Annotated in this window: 20 protein-coding genes and 2 pseudogenes; 17 read left to right on the top strand and 5 right to left on the bottom strand. The window is 32.3% G+C overall.

Annotated features, from left to right (window positions below; genetic code table 11):
* Positions 1-16 precede the first annotated feature (16 nt).
* From HGPT_RS08555 to HGPT_RS08535, 5 genes are all read left to right on the top strand, one after another.
* On the top strand, positions 17-1096 hold the full coding sequence (locus HGPT_RS08555; RefSeq protein WP_019139434.1) for a hypothetical protein: 1080 nt from the start codon (positions 17-19) through the stop codon (positions 1094-1096).
* A gap of 2 nt (positions 1097-1098) precedes the next feature.
* Entirely contained in the window at positions 1099-1977 is an 879-nt protein-coding gene (locus HGPT_RS08550; RefSeq protein WP_019139433.1) for a mechanosensitive ion channel family protein, read from the top strand.
* Positions 1964-2188 carry a DUF951 domain-containing protein gene (locus HGPT_RS08545; protein ID WP_019139432.1) on the top strand — a complete coding sequence of 75 codons (225 nt, stop codon included), beginning with the start codon at positions 1964-1966 and terminating at the stop codon, positions 2186-2188. The genes HGPT_RS08550 and HGPT_RS08545 overlap by 14 nt, the downstream gene beginning before the upstream one ends.
* Position 2189: 1 nt before the next feature.
* A complete protein-coding gene (gene ilvA, locus HGPT_RS08540) occupies positions 2190-3398 on the top strand; it encodes a threonine ammonia-lyase (RefSeq protein ID WP_019139431.1) in 1209 nt (402 codons plus the stop codon).
* A gap of 386 nt (positions 3399-3784) precedes the next feature.
* Entirely contained in the window at positions 3785-5581 is a 1797-nt protein-coding gene (locus tag HGPT_RS08535; protein ID WP_019139430.1) for a homoserine O-acetyltransferase/O-succinyltransferase family protein, read from the top strand.
* Between the two features lie 120 nt (positions 5582-5701).
* Here HGPT_RS08535 and HGPT_RS08530 read toward each other — a convergent pair whose 3' ends face one another.
* Entirely contained in the window at positions 5702-6562 is an 861-nt protein-coding gene (locus tag HGPT_RS08530) for a PPK2 family polyphosphate kinase (RefSeq protein WP_019139429.1), read from the bottom strand.
* Positions 6563-6666: 104 nt separating this feature from the next.
* Positions 6667-7686: a type I glyceraldehyde-3-phosphate dehydrogenase gene (gene gap, locus HGPT_RS08525; RefSeq protein ID WP_019139428.1), complete on the bottom strand. Its 1020-nt coding sequence runs from the start codon at positions 7684-7686 to the stop codon at positions 6667-6669.
* A 106-nt stretch (positions 7687-7792) separates the two neighbouring features.
* Between gap and HGPT_RS10245 the strand changes: the two genes are divergently transcribed.
* From HGPT_RS10245 to HGPT_RS08505, 5 genes are all read left to right on the top strand, one after another.
* Positions 7793-8044: a hypothetical protein gene (locus HGPT_RS10245; protein ID WP_245544204.1), complete on the top strand. Its 252-nt coding sequence runs from the start codon at positions 7793-7795 to the stop codon at positions 8042-8044.
* 59 nt (positions 8045-8103) lie between these two features.
* Positions 8104-8382, top strand: a complete 279-nt coding sequence (locus tag HGPT_RS10240; protein ID WP_019139427.1) for a hypothetical protein — start codon at positions 8104-8106, stop codon at positions 8380-8382.
* 89 nt (positions 8383-8471) lie between these two features.
* Positions 8472-8696, top strand: coding sequence for a preprotein translocase subunit SecG (locus HGPT_RS08515; RefSeq protein ID WP_019139426.1), 225 nt, complete (start codon positions 8472-8474; stop codon positions 8694-8696).
* 94 nt (positions 8697-8790) lie between these two features.
* Positions 8791-10794, top strand: a complete 2004-nt coding sequence (locus tag HGPT_RS08510; RefSeq protein ID WP_019139425.1) for a sodium-translocating pyrophosphatase — start codon at positions 8791-8793, stop codon at positions 10792-10794.
* 192 nt (positions 10795-10986) lie between these two features.
* A complete protein-coding gene (locus HGPT_RS08505) occupies positions 10987-11490 on the top strand; it encodes a hypothetical protein (protein ID WP_019139424.1) in 504 nt (167 codons plus the stop codon).
* Between the two features lie 77 nt (positions 11491-11567).
* On the opposite strand, the pseudogene HGPT_RS08500 reads toward HGPT_RS08505, so the two are convergent.
* Positions 11568-12994, bottom strand: a pseudogene (locus HGPT_RS08500) (leucyl aminopeptidase).
* A 179-nt stretch (positions 12995-13173) separates the two neighbouring features.
* On the opposite strand from HGPT_RS08500, the gene HGPT_RS08495 reads away from it, so the two are divergent.
* The 4 genes from HGPT_RS08495 (at position 13174) to HGPT_RS08480 (ending at position 17150) form a co-directional block, all read left to right on the top strand.
* Positions 13174-14079 (top strand): DMT family transporter, encoded by a 906-nt coding sequence (locus tag HGPT_RS08495; RefSeq protein WP_019139423.1) that lies wholly within the window; start codon positions 13174-13176, stop codon positions 14077-14079.
* A 72-nt stretch (positions 14080-14151) separates the two neighbouring features.
* The gene (locus tag HGPT_RS08490; protein WP_019139422.1) at positions 14152-14778 is read left to right on the top strand and encodes a cytidylate kinase-like family protein; all 627 of its coding nucleotides are present in this window, start codon (positions 14152-14154) and stop codon (positions 14776-14778) included.
* A 229-nt stretch (positions 14779-15007) separates the two neighbouring features.
* Positions 15008-16000 carry a helix-turn-helix domain-containing protein gene (locus HGPT_RS08485; RefSeq protein WP_019139420.1) on the top strand — a complete coding sequence of 331 codons (993 nt, stop codon included), beginning with the start codon at positions 15008-15010 and terminating at the stop codon, positions 15998-16000.
* 97 nt (positions 16001-16097) lie between these two features.
* Positions 16098-17150: an enoyl-CoA hydratase/isomerase family protein gene (locus HGPT_RS08480; protein ID WP_019139419.1), complete on the top strand. Its 1053-nt coding sequence runs from the start codon at positions 16098-16100 to the stop codon at positions 17148-17150.
* 34 nt (positions 17151-17184) lie between these two features.
* Here the strand turns inward: HGPT_RS08480 and HGPT_RS08475 are convergent, their stop codons facing one another.
* Positions 17185-17793 carry a DUF4230 domain-containing protein gene (locus HGPT_RS08475; protein ID WP_019139418.1) on the bottom strand — a complete coding sequence of 203 codons (609 nt, stop codon included), beginning with the start codon at positions 17791-17793 and terminating at the stop codon, positions 17185-17187.
* A gap of 159 nt (positions 17794-17952) precedes the next feature.
* Here HGPT_RS08475 and HGPT_RS08470 point away from each other — a divergent pair.
* A pseudogene (locus tag HGPT_RS08470) lies at positions 17953-19306 on the top strand (hemolysin family protein).
* Positions 19307-19641: 335 nt separating this feature from the next.
* Here HGPT_RS08470 and HGPT_RS08465 read toward each other — a convergent pair.
* Positions 19642-20541 carry a gamma-glutamyl-gamma-aminobutyrate hydrolase family protein gene (locus HGPT_RS08465; protein WP_019139415.1) on the bottom strand — a complete coding sequence of 300 codons (900 nt, stop codon included), beginning with the start codon at positions 20539-20541 and terminating at the stop codon, positions 19642-19644.
* Between the two features lie 284 nt (positions 20542-20825).
* Here HGPT_RS08465 and HGPT_RS08460 point away from each other — a divergent pair, with 284 nt between their 5' ends.
* Both HGPT_RS08460 and HGPT_RS08455 read left to right on the top strand, forming a co-directional pair.
* A complete protein-coding gene (locus HGPT_RS08460) occupies positions 20826-21746 on the top strand; it encodes a DnaJ C-terminal domain-containing protein (RefSeq protein WP_019139414.1) in 921 nt (306 codons plus the stop codon).
* A 36-nt stretch (positions 21747-21782) separates the two neighbouring features.
* Positions 21783-23159: Clp protease N-terminal domain-containing protein (locus tag HGPT_RS08455; RefSeq protein WP_040542939.1), on the top strand; the 1377-nt coding region annotated here is incomplete at its 3' end.

The following is a 23159-nucleotide window of genomic DNA, read 5'->3' as shown; positions in this document are numbered from 1 at the left end:
AATCGGGAGTGGTATTTTGAAAATTAAAAAAAATCACGCAATTATTTTATTATTACTTGTAATTTTTATAGGATTTATATATTTTAATCATAAAAACTTTTCTAAAGACAGAACCATTGTAAGACTCAAGGGTGTAAGTGTTAATGAACCAATTCAGGATTTTAGCATTTCATCAAAGTCTGTATTTTTGTGGGCTGATCCAGTTTTATATATCACAGACAAGGAAGGCAATATTGTCAAAAAAATTCAAAGAGAAGATGAAAATATAGAAGCTTTTTTTGCAAATAATTATGCTTTTCTTTATGAAAAAGATTTGGGTAAGGTTCACATGTATTCAGAGATGGGAGAACTTTTATCTACCACTGATGTCAAAGGAGATATCTTTAATATTTCTTATGAAAATGCCAACATAATTTTTCACATAATAGATGAAAAAAATGAAATTTTGTACTTAATGGGCAATGATTCAACTCTTACAGAAATTTATAAAACTGGAAATCAAATTTTAACTCACGATGTTGTAGATGATAAAAATCTTTCAGTTGCAGAAATAAAAAATGATGCATCAGGTTACAGTTCTCTTATTTACAATTTGAATAAGGGTGAAAAGAAAAGTCAGGTCTTAAATCATGAAATAGTAATGTTTTTAAAAAAAGATAAGAGATCTCTTTTGGCACTTACAGACAAGTCTATTTACAGGTTTATGAATTCAGGCACAAAATATGAAGACAAGGTTCCAAATATTTCCGATATCTTAGTTGAAGGCAAAAAAACTTATCTTCTACATTCAGGGATAATTACAGAGTACAATTATATTTTAAAACCAGGAGAAAAAAAGATAATCGCAGCTAATGTCAACAAGATGGAAAATATCTCTGGTTCAATTTACGTATATGGACCTAGTGATGTTGGTGGAGAAATTGGAAAATCAGGAGAATTTTACACAAGGCTTGGATATTCTCTTGACAAGATAAAGATAAATGGACTTCTTATTGGAGCCCTTAGAAATGGCGACTTGAGTTTGTACTCAGTTGTAAATTCAAATACGACAAGAGAAGAAGATAGTAAAATAGAAACAACTTACAAAGAGGTGTAATAGTGAATATAGATAAAAATACAGGAGCAGTAGCAGACGAGGCGGATAGAGCCCTTAGATCTACCTTTGGTGGACTGGAATCTTGGGAAAGGCTTCTTGTAGTTGCCCTTGTAATTATTGGAACTTGTATAATTTTAAAGCTTATAGATTCTTTTATAAATAAACAGTTAAATTCTGAAAAAATAATGGAAAAAGGATCTTACAATAGGATCGTCACAGTTACAAATTTAATAAGACGTGCCATAAAAGTAGTTTTAATTTTTATTGGAGTGACAATAGTAATGAGTGTCTTTAACATTTCCATAGCTCCAATTATTGCAACTCTTGGAGTATTTTCACTGGCAATAGGTGTTGGGGCTCAAAGTCTTGTTAAGGATTTTATAAATGGATTTTTTATTATTTTTGAAGATCAATATTCTGTTGGAGATTTAATCGAAATAGGAGAAATCGAGGGCATAGTGGAAGATTTAGGACTTAGGGTCACAAAAATTCGCGACTTTGATAAAATACTTCACGTTATTCCCAATAGCAATATTTCCATTGTTTCCAATAAAGAAAGAGCTAACATAAGAACCAAAATTGAATTTTATTTGGATAACTCATGTGATCCCGACTTTGTAGAAGAAAAAATAAAAGCTTCTATTGAGAAATATAGGGACCACAAAGACATGGTAATGGGACCAAATTTTTGGGGAGTTACAGAAAATGGAAAAGACGCATATAAAATGGCTCTTGTATATTACACAAGACAAGGTCATCAATACGATCTTGAGTATGCTCTTAGATCAGAAATTTTAAGAACAATGCAAAGAGAAAATATTAAATCTCCTATGATTAGGAATAAATTTATAAAAGGAGAAGATAAAGATGCTTTACTATGAATTAGGTGATATAGTTACCCTAAAAAAAGGACATCCCTGCGGAGAAAACAAATGGGAAATAGCAAGAAAGGGTGCAGATATGAAATTAAAGTGCCTAGGTTGTGATAGAGTTGTTTGGATGAGCCGCATGGATTTTGAAAAAAGAGTGAGAAAAATATTAGAAGGAGAAAAATTTGTAAGTATAGTCCATCATAAAAAAGAGGGTGAATAAAATGGACGTGAAAGAAGTTTACGCAGCCAAAGAAAGACTTGAAGGTCATATCAAAAAAACACCTGTAGTTTATGCACCAAATCTTGGCGATGATATTTATTTAAAAGTTGAAGTTCTTCAAGATACAGGATCCTTTAAACTTAGAGGAGCCTATAATAAAATTGCAACCCTATCTGATGAAGAAGCAGAAAGAGGGGTTGTTGCTTGTTCTGCAGGAAATCACGCCCAAGGTGTTGCAAAATCAGCAAGCGAGAGGGGAATAAGATCTGTAATCTGTATGCCTTATCACGCTCCGCTATCAAAAGTAAAAGCAACGAAAAGTTATGGAGCTGAAGTAAAATTAATAAAAGATTCCTTTGACGATGCAGCTGCTTATGCAAAAAAATTATCAGAAGAAGAAGGCTACACCTTTATAGCTCCCTTTGATGATGAAAAAATTATTGCAGGACAAGGAACAGTTGCCTTAGAAATCCTAGAAGAAGTAAAAGATATTGACATAATAGTTGTCCCAATAGGCGGTGGAGGACTAATTTCAGGCGTTGCCCTTGTAGCAAAATCAATAAATCCAGATATAAAAATAATAGGAGTTCAAACACAAATTTCTCCATCTATGTATGAATCAGTAAAAGAAGGAAAAATTTTGACTGTCAAAGGTGGCTCTACAATAGCTGATGGAATTGCAGTAAAAACCCCAGGCAAAATTACATATGAGCTAGTAAAAAAATATGTAGATGAAATAGTTCTAGTGACAGAAGGAGAAATCTCTTCAGCAATATTAACCCTTCTTGAAGAAAACAAAATAATAACAGAAGGTGCAGCAGCATCAACAGTGGCAGCCTTAATGTATAAAAAATTCAGTCACAAGGGCAAAAAAGTTTGTTGCATTTTATCTGGAGGAAACATAGACGTTACAAGAGTTTCAAAAGTTATAGAAAAGGGACTCTATAAAACTAATAGACGCATGGAACTTAGAATAAAACTAAATGATCAGCCCGGTCAAATATCTAGAGTCTCAGAAATTTTGGAAAAAGAAGGAGCAAACATAGTCCAAATTGGACAAAATATAGACTTAGTTGGAGACACAATAGATTCCATGATAGTTAGCGTTATAATTGATACAAAAGGAAAAGATCACCAAGATCAAATTTTGACAGCACTAAATCAACATGCCTATATATATAAAGCGAGATATAATGACGCCCAATTCTAATTAAAATTTTAAATTATAAAAATTATCAAAATGATTTTATAAATAACAATAAGAATTGACATTAATTTGAATCGGTGCTATTATAATAAAAAATAACTCAATAGAGGGAAGAGTATCCTTTTTGACTGATTAAAGAGAGCTTCGTTTGGTGAGAGAAGTAGAGGAAGATTTGGAGAACATGGTCCGTCTTGAGGGTCTATCGATATTTAGATAGGCACGGGAGCGCCCGTTATAGCGATAGAGTATGATAGTACTTGAAGAGTCTTTTACTGTGAAGTGAAAGAGAATTAAGGTGGTAACACGAACTAGCTTTCGTCCTTTGTGGGGCGGAAGCTTTTTTTATTGTTTTCCTTCCTCAAGTACAAATAAAAAAGAGGAGAATAGAAATGCCATTAATAATACCTAGAGATTTAATTGTTGAAGAAGTTTTAGAAAGAGAAAATATTTTTACAATGAGGGATTCTTCTGCTAAAGAGCAGGACATAAGACCTCTTAATATTGCTATTGTAAATTTGATGCCCAAAAAAGAGGAGACAGAACTTCAACTTTTGAGGATGTTATCAAATACTGCCCTTCAAATTAATATCGACCTTGTGAGAATGGAATCTTACAATCCAAATAACAGCGATGCTAAAAGATTGAAGTCTTTTTATAAAACTTATGATGATATAAAAAATAATAAGTACGATGCAATGATTATAACTGGTGCTCCAATTGAGACCCTAGCTTATGAAAAAATTAAGTATTGGGATGAACTAAGGACAATTTTTGAATTTGCAAAGAAAAATGTTTATTCTACAATGTTTATTTGTTGGTCTGCCCAAGCTGCTCTATATCATTATTATAAAATCAATCACAAGTTAAGTGATGGCAAAATTTTTGGGGTTTTTGAATTTGATAAGTTAAAGGAAAATAAAATTATTAAGGGTTTTGATGATACTTTTTTGATTCCAACATCAAGACACACTTATGTTGATCCTGAAGATCTTGAAGATGTTTCTGATTTGGAAGTTCTTGCAGCAAGACCTGATACTGGAGTTGCCCTAGCTACAACTAAGGACAATAGATTTGTCTTTAATTTTGGTCACTGGGAATACGACAAGGACACTCTTCACAATGAATATATAAGGGATCTTTCTCAAGGTAAAAAAATAAGCCCGCCCATAAATTATTATGAGGACAATGATCCTAAGAAAGATATAAAAATCAGATGGAGATCTGCTGGTAATTTATTTTTCTCCAACTGGCTAAATTACTGTGTTTATCAAGAAACTCCTTTTGCTATTGAAAGTATTGAAGGTAAGTCTGTTTCTAAATTTGGTGGAAGCTCTTTAAAGGATGCAGGTCAATTTGCAAAAGTCAAAAAAATTATTTTCTCTAAAGAGGACAGAGATGTCATAGTTGTATCAGCACCTGGAAGAAGATTTAAGGAAGATACAAAAATTACTGACGAGTTAATTTCTCTAGCGAATAAAAATTTGAGGATCCAAGAGCTTCATGAAATTATTAAATCTCTAGAAGAAGAATTAGAAATCCAAAGTCTTGGTCGTGACAGTCAACTTGAGAAAATTAAAAACAGATTTTTATCTATTGCTGAAGATTTAAATTTGGAAGAGTTTTGGGACGATGAATTAAAATTCGTCTTTGATGAAATAAAAAATTCTAGAGATAAGGATTTTATTGTAAGCAGGGGAGAATATTTAAATGCAAAACTTTTGTCAAAATATTTAAATTATGATTTTATTGATGCAAAGGATCTTATAATCTTTGATGAAAGGGGACAGGTTGATCTTTATAAATCAAAAGAAGCAATAAAAAATCACATAGGTGAAAATAAAAAGGCAGTTGTGCCAGGATTTTATGGAAGTGATAAGGAAGGTGACATTGTTACTTTTACAAGAGGTGGCAGCGACTACACCGGAAGTCTTATTGCCTATGCTCTTGATTCAAAAGTTTATGAAAATTGGACAGATGTAAATGGAATAATGACATCAGATCCTAATAGGAATCCAGATGCCAAGACAATTGACAAGCTTAGCTACACAGAGTTAAAGGAAATAATTGAGAGTGGAGCAGAAGTTTATCAAGGCGACGCCATAAACCCTGTTGCTAAGAAAAATATTACAATTAAAATTTTAAATACAAATAATCCAGAAAATCATGGGACAATTATCAAGGATTAAAAATAAAGCCAGGGATTACTCCTTGGCTTTTTAAAATGCATAATTTTTTAAGTTTCTTCTATATAAAAATATAAAAATAATGGTAGTAGAATTAGAAATAATAGTAGTGAAATTAAAAAATTAAATTTCCTTATTTTTTAACTTCTCAGCAATTTCCTCTGCCTTCTTTTTATCATCAGCAGAAAATGTTGGGTATTTTGGATTCATTTTTTCTATTGTTTCAATTAATGCAAGAGTTGCAATTTTTCTTGAAAGCCAAGGATTATCTGCTGGAAGAACATACCAAGGTGCAAGATCTGTGGAAGTATTATTTAGCATTTCTTCAAAAGCAACTTGATACTTATCCCAGTTTTTTCTGTCATCTAGGTCTGAGAAAGAAAATTCTGCATTTTTCTTTGGATTTTCAATTCTTTCTAGAAGTCTTTTTCTCTGTTCATCTTTTGAAACGTGAAAATAGAATTTTAATATTTTGAAACCATTGTCAGTTAAATATTCTTCAAAGTTATTTATGTGTTTGTATCTTTTTTTCCAAAGATTTTCATCGGTTTTAATTTCTTCAGGGAGATGGTCTAGGCTGTCATAGATTTTAGGAGATATGATATCCTCGTAGTAAGATCTATTTAGTATTGCAATTTCACCTCTTTTAGGCAGTCCTTTGTGCATTCTCCAAAGATAATCGTGAGCATTTTCTTCGTCAGTTGGCTTTCCATAAGAAGTGTTTTTTAGTCCTTGTGGAGTTAAGTTTGAAAAGATGTATTTTATAATTTCATCCTTTCCTGCCGCATCAATTGCTTGAAGGACAACTAAAATTCCTTGTTTGGATTCAGCAAAAAGTTTTTCGTGAAGTTCTCTTAGTTTTGGAACAAGTTCGCTATACAATTCATCTTTTATGTCTGAATCTTTTTCTTTACTCAAAATTTTCTCATCTAAATTTTCAATTGCAATTTTTTCGCCAATAATTTTATATTTATCTGTAATCATTTTTTCTCCTTATTAATAGATTTTATATAATAATGATAGCTTATATAAGAATCTTATGCAAATAAAAAGGACCTGCCTTAGCAAGTCCTTTGAGAGAAAACTTCTTATAGAGATTCTACAATCTTTTCTGTTAAATCAATAACTCTTTCAGTGTAGCCCCATTCGTTGTCGTACCAAGAAATTAATTTAACCATTTTTCCATTAACTGTTGTAAGAAGTGAGTCAAAAATAGAAGAGTGAGTGTTTCCAATGATATCAGAAGAAACAAGTTCGTCTTCAGAATATTCAAGTATTCCCTTTAATTCATTTTCGGATGCTTTTTTGATAGCTGCATTGATTTCTTCTACTGTAGCTTCTTTTTCAAGTTCGAAAGTAACATCAACAAGTGATCCAGTTGGAACAGGAACTCTTAGGGCAAAACCTGTTAAAATTCCGTCAACTTCTGGAATAACTTTTCCAACAGCTTTTGCTGCACCAGTTGAAGTAGGTATAATATTTTCTGCACCCATTCTTGCACGTCTCATGTCCTTTTTGTGAACACCATCGTGAATATTTTGGTCATTTGTATAAGCGTGAACAGTGGACATAAGTCCTTTCTTGATACCAAAGTTTTCAAGAATAACTTTAGTTACTGGAGCAAGACAGTTTGTTGTACAAGATGCATTGGAAATAATATCATCTTTTTCTGGATCGTATTTGTCGTCATTTACTCCCATAACAACTGTAAGCATATTGCCCTTTCCAGGAGAAGTTAAGACAACTTTTTTTGCACCACTTTCTAGGTGACCTCTTGCTTTTTCTTCATCTTTGAAGGCGCCAGATGAATCGATTACAACATCAACTCCAAGTTCTTTCCAGTTCATTTGATCAGGAGTTTTTGATTCAACAAAAGTAACTTTTTTGCCGTTAATAATCATTCCGTCATCAGTAAATTCAATTTCTCCTGGGAACTTTCTATAAATTGAGTCAAATTTAAAAAGGTGAGTTCTTTCTTTTAAAGTTTTTTCTAAATTTCTAACGGCTACATGAGTAATGTCAAAATTAACATCATCTCTTAGTGCCCAAATTCTAAGAGCATCTCTACCAATTCTTCCAAATCCCATTATGCCAACATTTTTTTTCATAAAAACCTCCATTGTTCATTGCATTCTTACATTCATTATAACACAAGTAGAAAAAAGTGAAATTCAAAAATTATTGTGATAATATAGGGAAAAAGGAAGTAAAAATATGAACAGCGGAATAAGTAGAGAAGATGCTTTAAAACTTTTAAAAGATTACAACAAGGAAGAATTTCATTTGAGACACGCTCTTACTCTTGAAAATGTTATGGGATACTTTGCAGAAGAGTTTGACAAAGAAAATGTAGAATTTTGGGAAATTGCAGGTCTTCTTCACGATGTAGACTATGAAAAATATCCAGAAGAGCACTTGAAAAATACTCCAGAGATTTTAAAGCTTCTGGTGGAAGTGATGAATTAATCCATGCAATTTTATCACACGGTTCTGGAATTTGTTCTGATGTTGAGCCAGAACTTTTTATGGAGAAAGTTCTCTTTGCAACAGATGAACTAACTGGTCTTATTTATGCGGCATCACTTATGAGACCGTCTAAAAGCACCAAGGATATGAATTTAAAAAGTGTTAAGAAAAAGTTTAAGGACAAAAAATTTGCGGAAGGCTGCTCTCGAGAAGTTATAAAAAAAGGAGCAGAAAATTTAGATTGGCAATTAGATGATTTAATAAAAAGAACTCTAAAGGCAATGCAAGATAGAGAAGATATTATAGAAGAAAACTTAAAAAAGGAAACTAGCTTCTAAAAAATGCCAAAAATCGTATAAATTCGTTGATTAGCAAGCCTTCCTGTGTTAGAATCTATATGTTATAGAAATTTAAGGGAGGTATAAGTTTGCAAACTTTATTATCTATTGTAATTATTGTTGCTAGCATAATTGTAATTAGTGTAGTTGCACAAATGGAATCTGAACAAGCTGGTCTTGGAACTCTTCAAGGCGAAGAAACTAGCATGTGGGGATCACACAAAGGTTCAAGTAAGAAAGACATCCAAAACAAAATTGTGATCATTTCAAGCATCGTTTTTGCACTTGCACTTATTATTTTAGCTGCGATTTAATTAAAAATTTAGGGAAGAGTTTTTCCCAGAGTAATCATTTAGGATTGTAGTTTTTACTGCTGCAATCTAATTAAAATTTAAGGAGGATTAGAGAATGAATATGTTATATCTAGCTCCTATCGTCGGCGTTTTGGCACTTTTATTTGCTTTTTACAAGGCAAGCTTCGTGTCAAGGCAAGATGCTGGTAATGAAAGAATGAAAGAAATTTCTTCTTACATTTCAGAAGGAGCCATGGCATTCTTAACAAGAGAATATAAAGCCCTTGTTGTTTTTGTCATTGTACTTGCAATTATTTTGGCAGTAGGACTTAAATCAATCCCAACTGCTATTTGTTTCGTAGTAGGAGCTATCTTTTCAGTAGCTGCTGGTTATGTTGGTATGAAGGTTGCTACAAGAGCAAACGTTAGAACAACTAACGCAGCATGGAAGGGTGGCCTAGGTAAAGCCCTTGACGTTGCCTTTTCTGGTGGAGTTGTAATGGGAATGTGCGTTGTTGGTCTAGGAATTATTGGTATTACTGGCGCATATTTCTTAACAGGTGGACAAACTGAAATTATTACAGGATTTTCACTTGGAGCATCATCTATTGCACTTTTCGCAAGAGTTGGTGGTGGTATCTACACTAAGGCAGCAGACGTTGGAGCTGACCTTGTAGGTAAAGTTGAAGCTGGTATTCCAGAAGACGATCCAAGAAACCCTGCAGTTATCGCTGATAACGTAGGAGATAATGTTGGGGACGTTGCTGGAATGGGAGCTGACTTATTTGAATCTTACGTTGGAGCACTTCTTTCAGTTATAACTCTTGGGGTTGTAGCTTATGGAGAAGAAGGTGTTATTTTCGGTATTCTTGTTGCAACAATTGGTATTTTAGCATCAATTGTAGCTGCTTTCTTTGTAAAGGGAGATAAGAATCCACAAAAAGCTCTTAACGCAGGTGAATATGTAGCAGCTGGCGTTACAATGATTGCTTCAGCACTTCTATCAAACTACATCTTTGGAAGTTTTTCACCTTTTGCACCAGTTATCATTGGTATTGCAGTTGGTCTAATAATTTCTAAATTTACAGAATATTACACAGCTGATGATTATGCACCAGTTAAGAGAATTGGAGCTGAATCAGAAACTGGTTCTTCAACAAATATTATTGCTGGACTTTCTGTTGGTATGATGTCAACAGTTGGACCTATCATTGTTATTGCAATTGGTATTATTGCATCTTACCTTGGAGCAGGCGGAAACGTTGATCCAATCGTAGGACTTTACGGAATTTCACTAGCAGCTGTTGGTATGCTTTCAACAACTGGTATGACTATTGCCGTTGATGCTTATGGACCAATCGCAGATAACGCTGGTGGTATTGCAGAAATGTGCGAACTACCAGAAGAAGTTCGTGATATCACAGACTCACTTGACTCTGTTGGTAATACAACAGCAGCTATAGGAAAGGGATTTGCAATTGGATCTGCAGCACTTACTGCACTTGCACTTTTCGTTTCTTACATTAACGCTACTGGACTTAGTGGAATTGATATTTCTAAACCAGAAGTTATTGCTGCAACATTCGTTGGTGGTATGCTTCCATTTGCCTTCTCTGCACTTACTATGTCAGCAGTAGGTAATGCAGCATCTGAAATGATTGACGAAGTAAGAAGACAATTTAGAGAAATTCCTGGAATCATGGAAGGTAAAGCTACTCCTGAATATGCAACTTGTGTTGATATTTCAACAGGTGCTGCTTTAAAACAAATGATAGTACCAGGACTAATCGCTGTAATTGTTCCAATACTTGTAGGTCTACTACTTGGTACTGAAGCACTAGGTGGACTTCAAGCAGGAGCTCTTGTAACAGGCGTACTAATGGCAATCTTTATGTCAAACGCTGGTGGAGCTTGGGACAACGCTAAAAAATACATCGAAGGTGGAGCTCACGGTGGTAAAGGTTCAGAAGCTCACAAGGCAGCTGTAACTGGAGATACTGTTGGTGACCCATTTAAAGATACATCAGGACCTTCTCTTAATATTCTAATTAAACTTATAACTGTTGTATCCCTTGTATTCGCACCACTATTTGTTCAATACGGCGGACTATTCCTATAAAAAAACAAATCTGTTAGAGAGAAATCTCTAGCAGATTTTTTATTGCAAACTATATTAACTTTTATGGACTCTGTCATCTTTATATGACAGAGTTTTTTATAAATAATAAATTTGACAAGGAAAAAAAGTTTTATATAATTTACTTATATAAAATGATAAAATATTTGGATATTTTTAACGGAGGTATTATTGATGCGAAAAAAATTTGGAATAGTTTTGGCAATCATTTTATCTTTATCATTGTTAATATACTTTTGTGGAAAAACAAATAAGGACAAATTAAATAATAAGAATAATTCCAATGTTATGAGTGAAGAAGTAAAAGCAAATATTATCAATAAAAATTCCCGTGACCTTTATAGAGACGTAATGATAAGTCAAGATAATGACTTTTATGGAAGAAAGATGAATAGCCAGTTTTCTTTTACATTATTACTGGATAAAGATAATAAGATAAAATTCCAAGACCCTAAAAATTATGAAATTAATTTTAGGCTATTGGAAGATGAAAATATTAGAGAATTTTATGAATATAAAATTCTTTCAGAAGATTTTGAATTGGCTAAAGACTATAAGGGTATAGAACACTTTAGCTTTTATCTCACTTATTCTATAAGAGAAGATATGGGAAAATCAGAAAATAATGGACCAGAGATTTATAGCTTACATGGTGAAATAAATTTAGAAGATATATAAATACTCATCTTAGAAATAAGGTGGGTTTTTTAATTGAAAAAACCACTAGCCTTAACTAGTGGTTGTGATTTAAATTTTTAGCAATCTGTTGGGTCTAATAGGTTATTTAAAGTCTTTACATGAACTCCAGTTGCATTCTTTGGAAGATAGCCTGATTTTTTACTTCTATAAGCTGTTGCTGCTATGTCTAGATGAACCCAAGGCGTATTTTCTTTTACGAACTCACCAACAAAAAGTCCTGCTGTAACAGAGCCTGCTTGACTACCAGATGTGTTTTTAATGTCAGCAACTTCTGATTTGTTTAATTTCTTGTAGCCTTCATCATAAGGGAAGGCCCAGATTTTTTCTCCAGATAATTTTCCTGCTTCAAGGACTTCCTTGTAGAAGTCTTGGTTATTTGTAACTGCACCTGTGTAGACTTCTCCAAGGGCAATTGTAACCGCGCCAGTAAGTGTAGCAAGGTCAATAATTTTTTCTGCTCCAAGGTCATTTGTGGCATAATGAACTGCATCGGCAAGGGTAATTCTTCCCTCAGCGTCAGTATTTGCAACTTCAATTGTAAGTCCCTTCATGGAGTCAATTACATCTCCTGACTTGTAAGATGATCCAGAAATCATATTTTCACAAGCTGCTACTACTCCAACTATATTTGTCTTAGCCTGTTCTTTGCAAGGGCATAGATTGTACCAATAACTGTGCCTGCACCACCCATATCGCAGTGCATGTAATTTATGCCAGCTGCAGATTTGATGTTGTAACCACCAGAGTCGTAAGTTAGTCCCTTTCAAACAAGGGCAACTTTTTCTGTGTCGACATTTTTGTATTCCATAACAATAAGTCTTGGGCGGTTACTTGCACCTGCTGCAACTCTTAAAAAGGCCTTCATGCCAATTTTTTCGATTTCATCTTCTTCATAAATTGTAACCTTAACGCCAGCTACTTCTAATTTTTCTTTAGTAATATTAGCAAGAGTTTCTGGATAAATTACATTGGCTCTTTCGTTTACTAGGTCTCTTGCAAGGAAAACTCCATCCATAATATTTTCCATTTTATTTAAGCCGGCGCGAAGTTTTTCTTCTGGACCTTTAAAGGCAGTGTAGTTGACGGTTATTTCAAAGTCAGCCTTCTTTTCCTTTACGTCAGTCTTCTTTGTGAATTCATATTCACCTTGGCGAAGTCCTTCATAAGCTGCCATAATAGTTTTTTTGTTGCACATACCAAGGTCTGGCATTTTTATTTCAACTTCGTGTTCTTCATTTTTTCTTAAAATATTTCCAAGTTCAAAGAAAAGATTTCTCACATCTTCAAGATTTATTTCATCTTCTCCAAGTCCCATAAAAATTTCTGATTCTTCAAGAAAGCTAGGAAGGTATAGACTTTCTTTGAACTTATAAGAAAATTTTTTCTTTTCTAAATAATCTTTAATTTCACTTGGAAGTTCTTCATCTTTTTTTACAAAGTGGACTTTTAGTCCCCCTTCTTTATACAAATTAAATTTAATCATATTTCACCTCTACTTCAATTATACATGAGAATCGCAAAAGTTCTAATTAATAAAAGTATAAAAATAATCCAATCACATTACTATTTTTTCGTGATAAATTATGATAATATTAAATTATAGAATTTTAACATCAATTTAGACTTAAACTTCTGAATTGGTGTTTTTTGGGTGGTGTAAAAATGACAAGAGAGTTTAAAGCGTCCATAATGTTATTTGTAACAGCAATTATTTGGGGACTTGCCTTCGTGGCACAGACAGCGGGAATGGAACACTTGGGGCCCCTTTCTTTTACTGCAGCAAGGTCTTTTGTTGCAGTGGTATTTTTATATTTTACCTTAATATTTTTTAGGAAAAAATCAAAATCCTTTAGGGAAGAAAAATTTGACATGAAGAGGACAATTGTTGGAGGAAGTATTTGTGGAATAGTTTTTACTATTGCCATTAATCTTCAACAGTTTTCCCTAATATACACGACAGCTGCCAAGGCAAGTTTTTTGACAGCCCTATACATAGTTTTTATTCCAATTCTTAGTTTATTTTTGGGGAAGAAGCCTAGCATAAAATTAGTTTTTTGCATTTTTCTTGCTATGATAGGAACTTATCTTCTCTCTATAAAGGGAGATTTTCACATGAATAAGGGAGATATAATTGTAATTTTATCTGCTCTTGTTTTTGCCATACACATTTTAATTATGACAAATTTTTCTAAGGGAACAAATGTAGTTTTGGTTTCCATGATTCAGTTTGCCATCTGTGGAATTACTTCTCTAATTGGAGCCTTTATATTTGAAGATGTTAGTATGGATGCAATTTTAAAATCCTATTTAACTATTTTATATGTAGGGATTTTATCATCTGGAGTTGGTTTTACTATTCAGCTTTTGGCACTAAAAGATTTAGATCCAGTTATAGCTTCTATGATAAGTTCACTAGAATCAGTTTTTGGCGCTCTCTTTGGCTGGCTTCTTCTTTCACAAGAGATGTCAGAAAGAGAAATATTTGGAGCTATAATAATTTTTGGGGCGACACTACTTGCCCAAGTTCCCATAGAAAGCTTTTTTAGAAAAAAACTAAAAAAATCTTAAAATTTCACAATATATATAATTTGATTAAAAAAATTTCACAATCCTATTGTATAATTGTGGGGAGGTGAAGATATGTCACTATTTGAAAAACTTTTCCAAAAAGCAGGAAAAAAGATAATTACAATCGACGGAGAATATGGCAGCGGTGCAAATGAAATTGCCAAAAAAGTTGCTGATAAATTAAATTACGAATTTTTTGATGAAAAATTAATAGAGCTAATGAGCCTTGAAAAAAAGGTAAAGCCTGAAGAAATAAAAAAAGATGACTCCTTTTTACAGGGAACTATCTACGATTTATATAGACAAAATTATTCCTATTCCCAAGAGGATATTGCAACTAATGATGCAGCTTTTCTACTAGATTCAAAAATTATTAGGGAAATTGCAAAAAGCAAAAAAGCAGTTATCTTTGGCAAGTGTGGTGATTTTGTCTTGGAAGATTTCCCAAAATTGTCTGTCTTTATTTACGCTTCCAAGGAGTTTGAAGAAGAGAGAATTTTAAATACTTACAATATAAAAAAAGATAAACTTGAAATAAAGATGACTCGTGAAAACAACAGACGAGCCAACCATTACAGCAGAAACACTGGAAGAGTTTGGGGAGATGCACATAACTATGACATTTCAATAAATTCATCCTCCTTTGACTTTGAAAGCATAGCAAATTTAATTGTAGAGATGTCACAAAATAGAAAGTAAAAAAACCTGGCGAAAGTCAGGATTTTTTATTGGAAAAATTTATAAAAAATTTACACTATCTTTAAATAAATTATATATTTCATAGAAAAACACTTTGTAAAATAAAGGAAAAAGAGAAAATTTTGAAAATTTTAAGACTTGCAACCATGAGTTTACAAATTGACAAGCACTATTTATGGATTGCCACCATAAATTTTTATAAAATTTACTCAGAAAAGGAGGTAAGACTATGATTTTAGCAGACAAAATTATAAATCTTAGGAAGAAAAATGCTTGGTCACAAGAAGAACTTGCAGAAAAACTTGGTGTAAGTAGACAATCTATTTCAAAATATGAAAGTGCCCAGTCAGTTCCTGATATGGAAAAAATTTTAAAACTTAGCAGAATATTTGGAGTTACAACAGACTATCTGATTAAAGATGAAATTGAAGACCCTGAGTTTTTAGATGAGGACTTTGAGGAGGACAAAAAACTTATAAAGCTTAGCATGGAAGAAGCCAATGAATATCTAGATTTAAAAGAAGTTTCTGGCAGAAATATTGCTCTTGGAGTTTCTCTTTGTGTAATTTCGCCTATATTTTTATTACTTTCATCACAAGCTTATGAGAGCAATCTTATACCATTTTCAGAAAATGTAGTAGATGGAATCTCTCTTATAGTTTTAATCTTATTTATAATTGTAGCTATAGGTATATTTATAAGCGAGTCTATGAAATTAAAAAAATATGAATTTATAGAAAATGAAGACATAGACACAGCTTATGGTGTTGATGGAATGGCAAGAGAAAGGAAAGAGAGCTTCCACGATTGTTATGTGAAAAACAATATAATTGGAGTTTTGCTATTGGTGGCATCGGTTATTCCAATTTTTGTTGGAATGATTATCTCAGTGGAAGATATGACCATGATGATTTCAGTGGTTATCATGCTTCTTCTTATAGCTGTGGGGGTGAATATTTTGGTTAGAGTAAATATTTATATGAACTCTATTAATGCAATATTGGAAGAGGGAGATTTCAGAAGAAGAAATAAAAAGTTAAAGAGGAGAATCGAACCCTTTTTTGGAATTTATTGGATTGCAGCAACTGCAATCTATGTAGCCTATTCTTTTTTGACGAACAATTGGGATAGATCTTGGATTATTTGGCCTATTGTAGGCATATCTTTTCCAATTTATAATCTAATCTTAAAACTTATTTTCGAGCCCAAGATAAAAAATTAAAAGGTATATGCAAGAAGATTTTGTTTTACTTAGAATCATCAATTCTTTATCCATCAATTGGGTACAAATTAAATATGCTTAAATAGATGGTGATAAAATGAAAAAAGATGATTTAATAGTTGAGAAAGTTGTAAAAAATGTTGGTCTTATTTATTTTAATAGGCCCGATAAAATAAATGCCCTTAATTTAAAGATGGTAAGGGATATAAGTAAGATCCTAAAAAAATGGGAAGAGGATGACAATATAAAAGCAGTCCTTCTTGACAGCAAATCTCACAAGGGATTTTGCTCTGGTGGTGATTTAGTTCATCTTTATAAGGACTTCATCATAAATGATGATTGTAATGATAAGGACGAGCTCTTCGTAGAAGAATTTGAACTAGACAAGTATGTTGAAACTTATAAAAAACCTATAGTATCCTATTGGAAGGGAATAGTTATGGGTGGTGGAGTTGGCATCAGTATAAACTCTGACTTTATCATTTGTGACGAGACTGTAAAATGGGCGATGCCAGAAACTGACCTTGGTTTTGTTCCTGATGTAGGTGTGGGGAAATTTATTTCTAGCTTGCCACAATCCCTTGGCCAATATGTAGGACTTTGTGGTGGACTATTAGAATCTCCTGACTTGATAAAACATGGACTTGCCAATCTTTATATTGATTCAAAGGATTATGAAAAGATAAGAGAAAAGTTTTTTGAATTATCCGAGACTTATTCTAGTCATGAATTAATCGAGAAGCTAAGAGAAGAAGCAGAAAAATATAAAAAAGAAAGTCATGAGACTTTTGTTTGGAAAAATAGAGACAAAATAGAAAAATATTTCTGTGAGGATAGCTTAGGAGAAATTTATAAAATTCTAGAAGAGAATAGGGAAGATGAATTTGCAAGAGATATTTTAAAAGACCTGAAATCTAAATCTCAATTTAGTTTGGATCTCCAATTTGAAAAATATTTTGTGGGCAAGAACTTGTCCTACCCAGAAACTGTGGACCTAGATTTAAAAATTTTAAAATACTGCCTAAAAATGGGTGAGATGGAAGAAGGAATAAGGTCTAAGATGATAGACAAGGATAATGATCCAGATTGGAAGTATAAGAACTTGGAAGATGTAAAAGACAAAGATATAAAAAAATTATTAGCTATTTAAAATAAAAAGGGCATTCATTTTGAATACCCTTTTTTTATTTCAAATTTTCGTCTTTTATGATCTTTATTTCGTATTTGCTTAAAATTGTGTCGCCTATAAGAGTTTCCTCGATTGCTTTTTTAGCTTCTTCATCAGCTTCTTTTAGAAGACCTCTTTTTATTGCCTTATCTTCCACTTCTTTCTTTTGGTCCTTAGAAAAATTATTGTAATCTTCAATGTCAATTTTATTAAAAATAGATTCTCTTTCGTCAAAAACTTTTAGAGAGTCCTCATAAATTTCGTGACTTAAAATTTTTGAAGCTGGAATTTTTATTTCAATACTTTTATCTTTTAGCTTAACTTCCATTTTTTCCAGGTCAACTCCTGCATGGATAACTCCATCATAGGAAACAATGAATTTTTTGATGTAAAGGGAACTATGTAGCCATAAAAAAGTATTTTGATTTTCAAATTGTCCCATATTTGTGTAGTAATATTTAAGACTTGTCAGTTCTCTTACATTAATTAATTTATTAAAAATTAAAGTTGATGTAATTTCTGGCTCCATTTCATTTTTCATAGATTTTTTTCCTGCAAAAAAAGTGGAGAAAAGTCCAATTACGACTAAGAAGAGTAAAATAATTTTCTTATTAATTTTTTTCATTAATTACCTCCAATCTAAACTCGTGATTTATTAATACCACAATAAATTTTTTTCTAAAGCTTGTCAAGTAGATAAAAAAGCTAAATAAGATTTATTATTTTATTTTACAATCACAAGTTCTTTGATATAATTAATCTAAAAGATATGGAGGAAGATGTTATGGACGATGGCGCCTTGTGGGCTAAGCTCATTTTAATAGCAATACTTACAAGCATTAACGCATTTTTTGCGTCAGCTGAAATGGCAATGGTTTCAGTAAACAACAACAAGATAAAAGAATTGGCAGAAGAAGGAGACAAGAGGGCAAAAACCCTTTTATCATTATCACAAGATCAAACTAGATTTTTGTCAACTATCCAAGTTGCAATAACTTTGGCAGGATTTTTCTCATCTGGATCTGCAGCCACTTCTATTTCAAAAGTTTTTGGAGAATTTTTAAGAGGATACGGGATACCTTACGGTAGCACTGTGGCATTTATTTTGGTGACACTTTTTCTATCTTATATCACCCTTGTTTTTGGCGAACTTGTGCCAAAGAGAATTGCTCTACAAAATTCAGAGAAAGTTGCCCTTAAAGCAAGTAATGTAATTGCTTTTGCGTCAAAAATATTTTATCCCTTTGTCAAACTGTTGTCTTTATCAACAGTCTTAGTTTTAAAAATCATGGGAAAATATTCTGAAGATGTTGAAGAGAAAATTTCAGAAGAAGAACTAAAATCATATATAAAAGTTTCAACACAACAGGGAGTTATAAATTCAGCTGGCGAAGAAATGATAGTAAATATAATGGATTTTGATGACAAACTTGCCTATGAAATTATGACACCAAGGACTTCAATTTATATGTTGGACTATGACGAATTTACAACAGAAACAGTAACAGAAGTTTTGAAAAATGGCTATTCAAGGATGCCTGTTTATAGAGAAAATACAGATAACATCCTGGGAACAGTTTATATTAAGGATCTTTTTGTAGAATATGCAAAAAATAATTATGAATCTATAAATTTAGATAACTGTATAAAAGCACCATATTATGTGCCAGAAACTAAAAAAATTGACATGCTTTTAAAAGAATTGCAAGCATCAAAAAACTATGTGGCAATTTTAATTGACGAGTACGGTGGTTTCTCTGGCATGGTTACTGTAGAAGATATAGTAGAAGAAATTGTCGGAGAAATTGAAGACGAATACGACAAGGAAGATCACAATGTTGAAAAAATTGCTGAAAATGAATATATAGTTGATGGATCCATGGACATAGAAGACATAAACGATGCACTTGGAGTTTCACTTTATTCAGAAAACCATGAAACAATTTCTGGACTTATAATCGAAAAACTTGGCTTTATCCCCAGATGAAAAACAAAAGAAAAAATTAAGTGTAAAGGCATCTGGATGTATATTGACAGAACTTGCAGTTGCTGAAAAGAGAATAATAAAGGCCAGCATCAAGGTTATACCAGAAGAACAAGAAGAAGCAAAAAGAGAATACAAAGAATTTAATTCATAAAAATATTAACAGGTCCTTGTGACCTGTTTTTTGATAAAATTTTTTAATTAAGCTTTAGGTAAACAAAAGAAGCAAAAATAAAAATTTATAAGTGAAATTCTTTAGAAAACAAGAAGAATAAGAATAAATGCTAGTTTTAATTAATATTATATTATAAAAAAGGGCAAAAAAATTGCCGAGACTATCTCGGCGAGTAAAAGGAATTTAATCAAAAAGTGTATTAAATAATCTGTTACTAGTTTAACATAGTAGTATGAATATGACAATAAAAAATTTAAAAAATTAAAAAAATTAGAGGGAATTTTTCCCTCTAAAATGTAAAACTAGATTAAATTTTATTTTTGTTGTGATAATTCTTGTGCTTTTACGATAAATGTTTTATAAAGATTTAAAGCATCTTCATTGTTATCTTCAATTATTAATGCTTCAGGATGAAATTGTAGTCCTAAATAATATGTCTTTTCAGTTCTAGTAATTGCTTCAATTGTTCCATCAGGAGCCTTTGCCAAAATGTCTAAGTTATTTCCAAGGTCCTTAATTGCTTGGTGATGCCAAGAGTTAACTTCAACTTTGCCTGACTTTCCAAATCCTTCAGCTAAAATATTGTCTGGTAAAACTTCAATATCGTGTTTTACGAAAACTTTTCTTTCAGGATCTCTATGAACAATATCAGTAGGTTTTTGAACAATTATATCTTGATACAAAGTTCCTCCTGATAAAATATTAGTAAGTTGCATTCCTCTGCAAGTGGCAAGTGTTGGCTTGTCTTCTTCTAATAAAGCGTTAAGTAAAAATACGTCAGACTTATCTCTTCTTGGGTTAATGTCTTCTAATGTTGGAATTGGTTCTTCCTTGTAAAGTGCAGGGTTTAAATCGTCTCCACCAGTTACAACAACACCTTGAACTTCACTAATTTCTTTTTTAGCTTGATCAAGTGATTTCATTTCTTTCAAGAAAACAACTTTTGCTCCAGCTTTTCTTAGTGCGTCTGCATACATTTGTGTATCAATGTCTACTTTGTCTTTGGAGTCTTTGTCTACTTCATCTGTTGACCAAGAAATTCCTATTACTGGTGCGTTCTTATCTTCTTTTTTTGAGCAAGCTGTAAATGTTAACAGTGCTATTAATAAAAGACTGATGAAAATAATAATATTTTTTTGTTGTTCTTTCTCATGATATGCTCCTCTTCTAAATATTATTTTTCTAGCTTTACAAATTAAGTATATCGTTTTCACAAAAACCAATCAAGAATTTTTTAAAAAAATAAAAAAATAAATTAGCAGACTACTTGCAAGAGTGCTAATGATGTTGTATAATGAAATAGTCAAAGATAGTCAAAATTATTTTTGACATAGCTTTTTAATTTAAATTGATTTCACATAAAGAAAAAGTGAAATAAAATATTTAATTTAAATGAGAAAATAATCAATTTAATTCACATTTATTTATGTTGTAATTATTTTTAATGGGATATAAATAATTTGAGATTAAATGTTTAAATATATGAGGAGGTTAAAATTTGAAATACAAAGATTATTATGAAATCCTTGGAGTTTCTAAAGATGCAGATGATAAGGAGATAAAGAGCGCTTATAGGAAGCTTGCGAAAAAATATCACCCTGATCTTCATCGAGGAGATGATGCTACGGCAGAAAAGTTTAAGGAAGTTTCAGAGGCTTATGAGGTTTTATCTGATAAGGATAAGAGAAATAAATATGATAAATTTGGATCTAATTATGATTTTTCATCTGGATATGACTTTGACCCTTCTCAATATGGTTACACTTATACCACAGGAGGAAGTGGAGCAGATTTTTCTGATTTCTTTGAAACGATTTTTGGTTCATCTAAATCAGGCGGCAACTTCTCTGGTGGTTTCAATATAAATGACATCTTTGGAGATTTCTCTTCTAAGGGAAGGGGAAAGTCCAATAAAAAGGCGAGAAATAAATTTGAGTCAGAACTTTCTATTTCCATAAAAGAAGCCTATGAAGGTGTGACTAAAAATGTTTCTTTGACTTACAAACAAGAGGAATATGATATTGCTGTTAAAATTCCTGCTGGAATAACAAGCAATAAGAAAGTCAAGGTAAAGGGAGAAAAGTTTGGTCTTCCAGGCGATATTTTATTTAAGATAAATATTCGCGATGAAAAAAATCTTTCTCTTGATGGCCTTGATATTATTAAGACAGAAAATATTTATCCTTGGGAAGCAGCTCTTGGTACTACAAAGACTGTTGAAACTTTAAAGGGAAAATTAAAGTTAAAAGTTCCAAAAGATTTTGTCGGTGGAAACAAGATGAGAATTCCTTCAAAGGGATTCAAGGATTTAAAGGGAAATGTTGGAGATTTATATGTGATCTTTAATATTGTAAATCCTAAAGAATTATCCGAGGAACAAGAAAAATTATATAAAGAATTAGAAAAAATAAGCAAATAATATTTAATATAGATTAATTATGAATGAGGTGTTTTTATGAATTTTGACAAATTTACTCAAAAATCCCTTGAAGCCGTTCAAGGCGCATACAATACTGCGAAGGAATACGGCAATCCAGAGGTAAAAGAAATTCACATCAACTACGCCCTTTTAAATGACAAGGAAGGCCTTATACCTAGGGTCTTGACATATATGGACAAAAATCCTGAAATGATTAAAAGTGACATTTTAAAGGTAATTGAAAGACTTCCAAAGCAATCAGGCGCAGAAGTTTATGCTGATTCTTCCTATAGAGAACTCTTCCAAAAGGCAGAGGGATTTATGAAGAAAATGGGAGATGATTTCCTTTCAGTTGAACATATTTACCTTGGACTTTTGAATATGAAGGGGACAGATTCTTCTTCAATTTTTAACAAAAATAAAATTGATGCAGATGGATTTTTAAATGCTCTTAAAAAAATTAGGGGTAACCAACACGTCACTACTGATAATCCAGAGGGAACTTATGATGCCCTTAAAAAATATGGTCAAGATTTAACTGAGCTTGCAAGAGATGGAAAGCTTGATCCAGTTATTGGTCGTGATGAAGAAGTTAGAAATGTAATTAGGATTCTTTCTCGTAGGACTAAAAACAATCCAGTTTTAATTGGTCCTCCTGGAGTTGGTAAGACGGCCATTGCTGGTGGACTTGCTCAAAGAATTGTTTCTGAAGATGTGCCAGAGGGTCTAAAAAATAAAACTGTTTTTTCTCTTGATATGGGAGCTCTTATAGCAGGTGCAAAATATCGTGGAGAATTTGAAGAAAGACTAAAGGCCGTTCTAAATGAAGTGAAAAAATCTGAAGGAGATATAATTCTTTTTATAGATGAAATTCACAATATTGTGGGAGCAGGCAAAACTGATGGCGCAATGGACGCATCTAACTTATTAAAACCAATGCTTGCTCGTGGAGAACTTCACGCAATTGGTGCTACAACTCTTGACGAATACAGAAAGTATATAGAAAAAGATCCCGCTCTTGAAAGAAGATTTCAAAAGGTAATGGTAAAGGAACCAAGTGTTGAAGATACTATTGCCATACTTCGTGGATTAAAAGATAAATATGAAATTTATCATGGAATTAGAATTGCTGATCCAGCAGTTATTGCTGCAGCAACTTTATCTGATAGATATATTACTGACAGGTTCTTGCCAGATAAGGCAATTGATTTGATGGACGAAGCTTGTGCAATGCTTAGGACAGAAATTGACTCTATGCCAACAGAAATTGATGAAGTGAGAAGAAGAATTTTGCAACTTGAAATTGAAAATCAAGCCCTTAAAAAGGAAACTGATGAAGCAAGTGCAGAAAGACTTAAAAAACTTCAAGTAGAACTTTCTGAAGAAAAAGCTGAATTTGATAGATTAAAATCA

It is taken from the genome of Peptoniphilus timonensis JC401 (assembly GCF_000312025.1).
GTDB lineage: Bacteria > Bacillota > Clostridia > Tissierellales > Peptoniphilaceae > Peptoniphilus_A > Peptoniphilus_A timonensis.
Note: the sequence above shows the minus strand (reverse complement) of the source record. Positions and strands in the feature narration are given on the sequence as shown.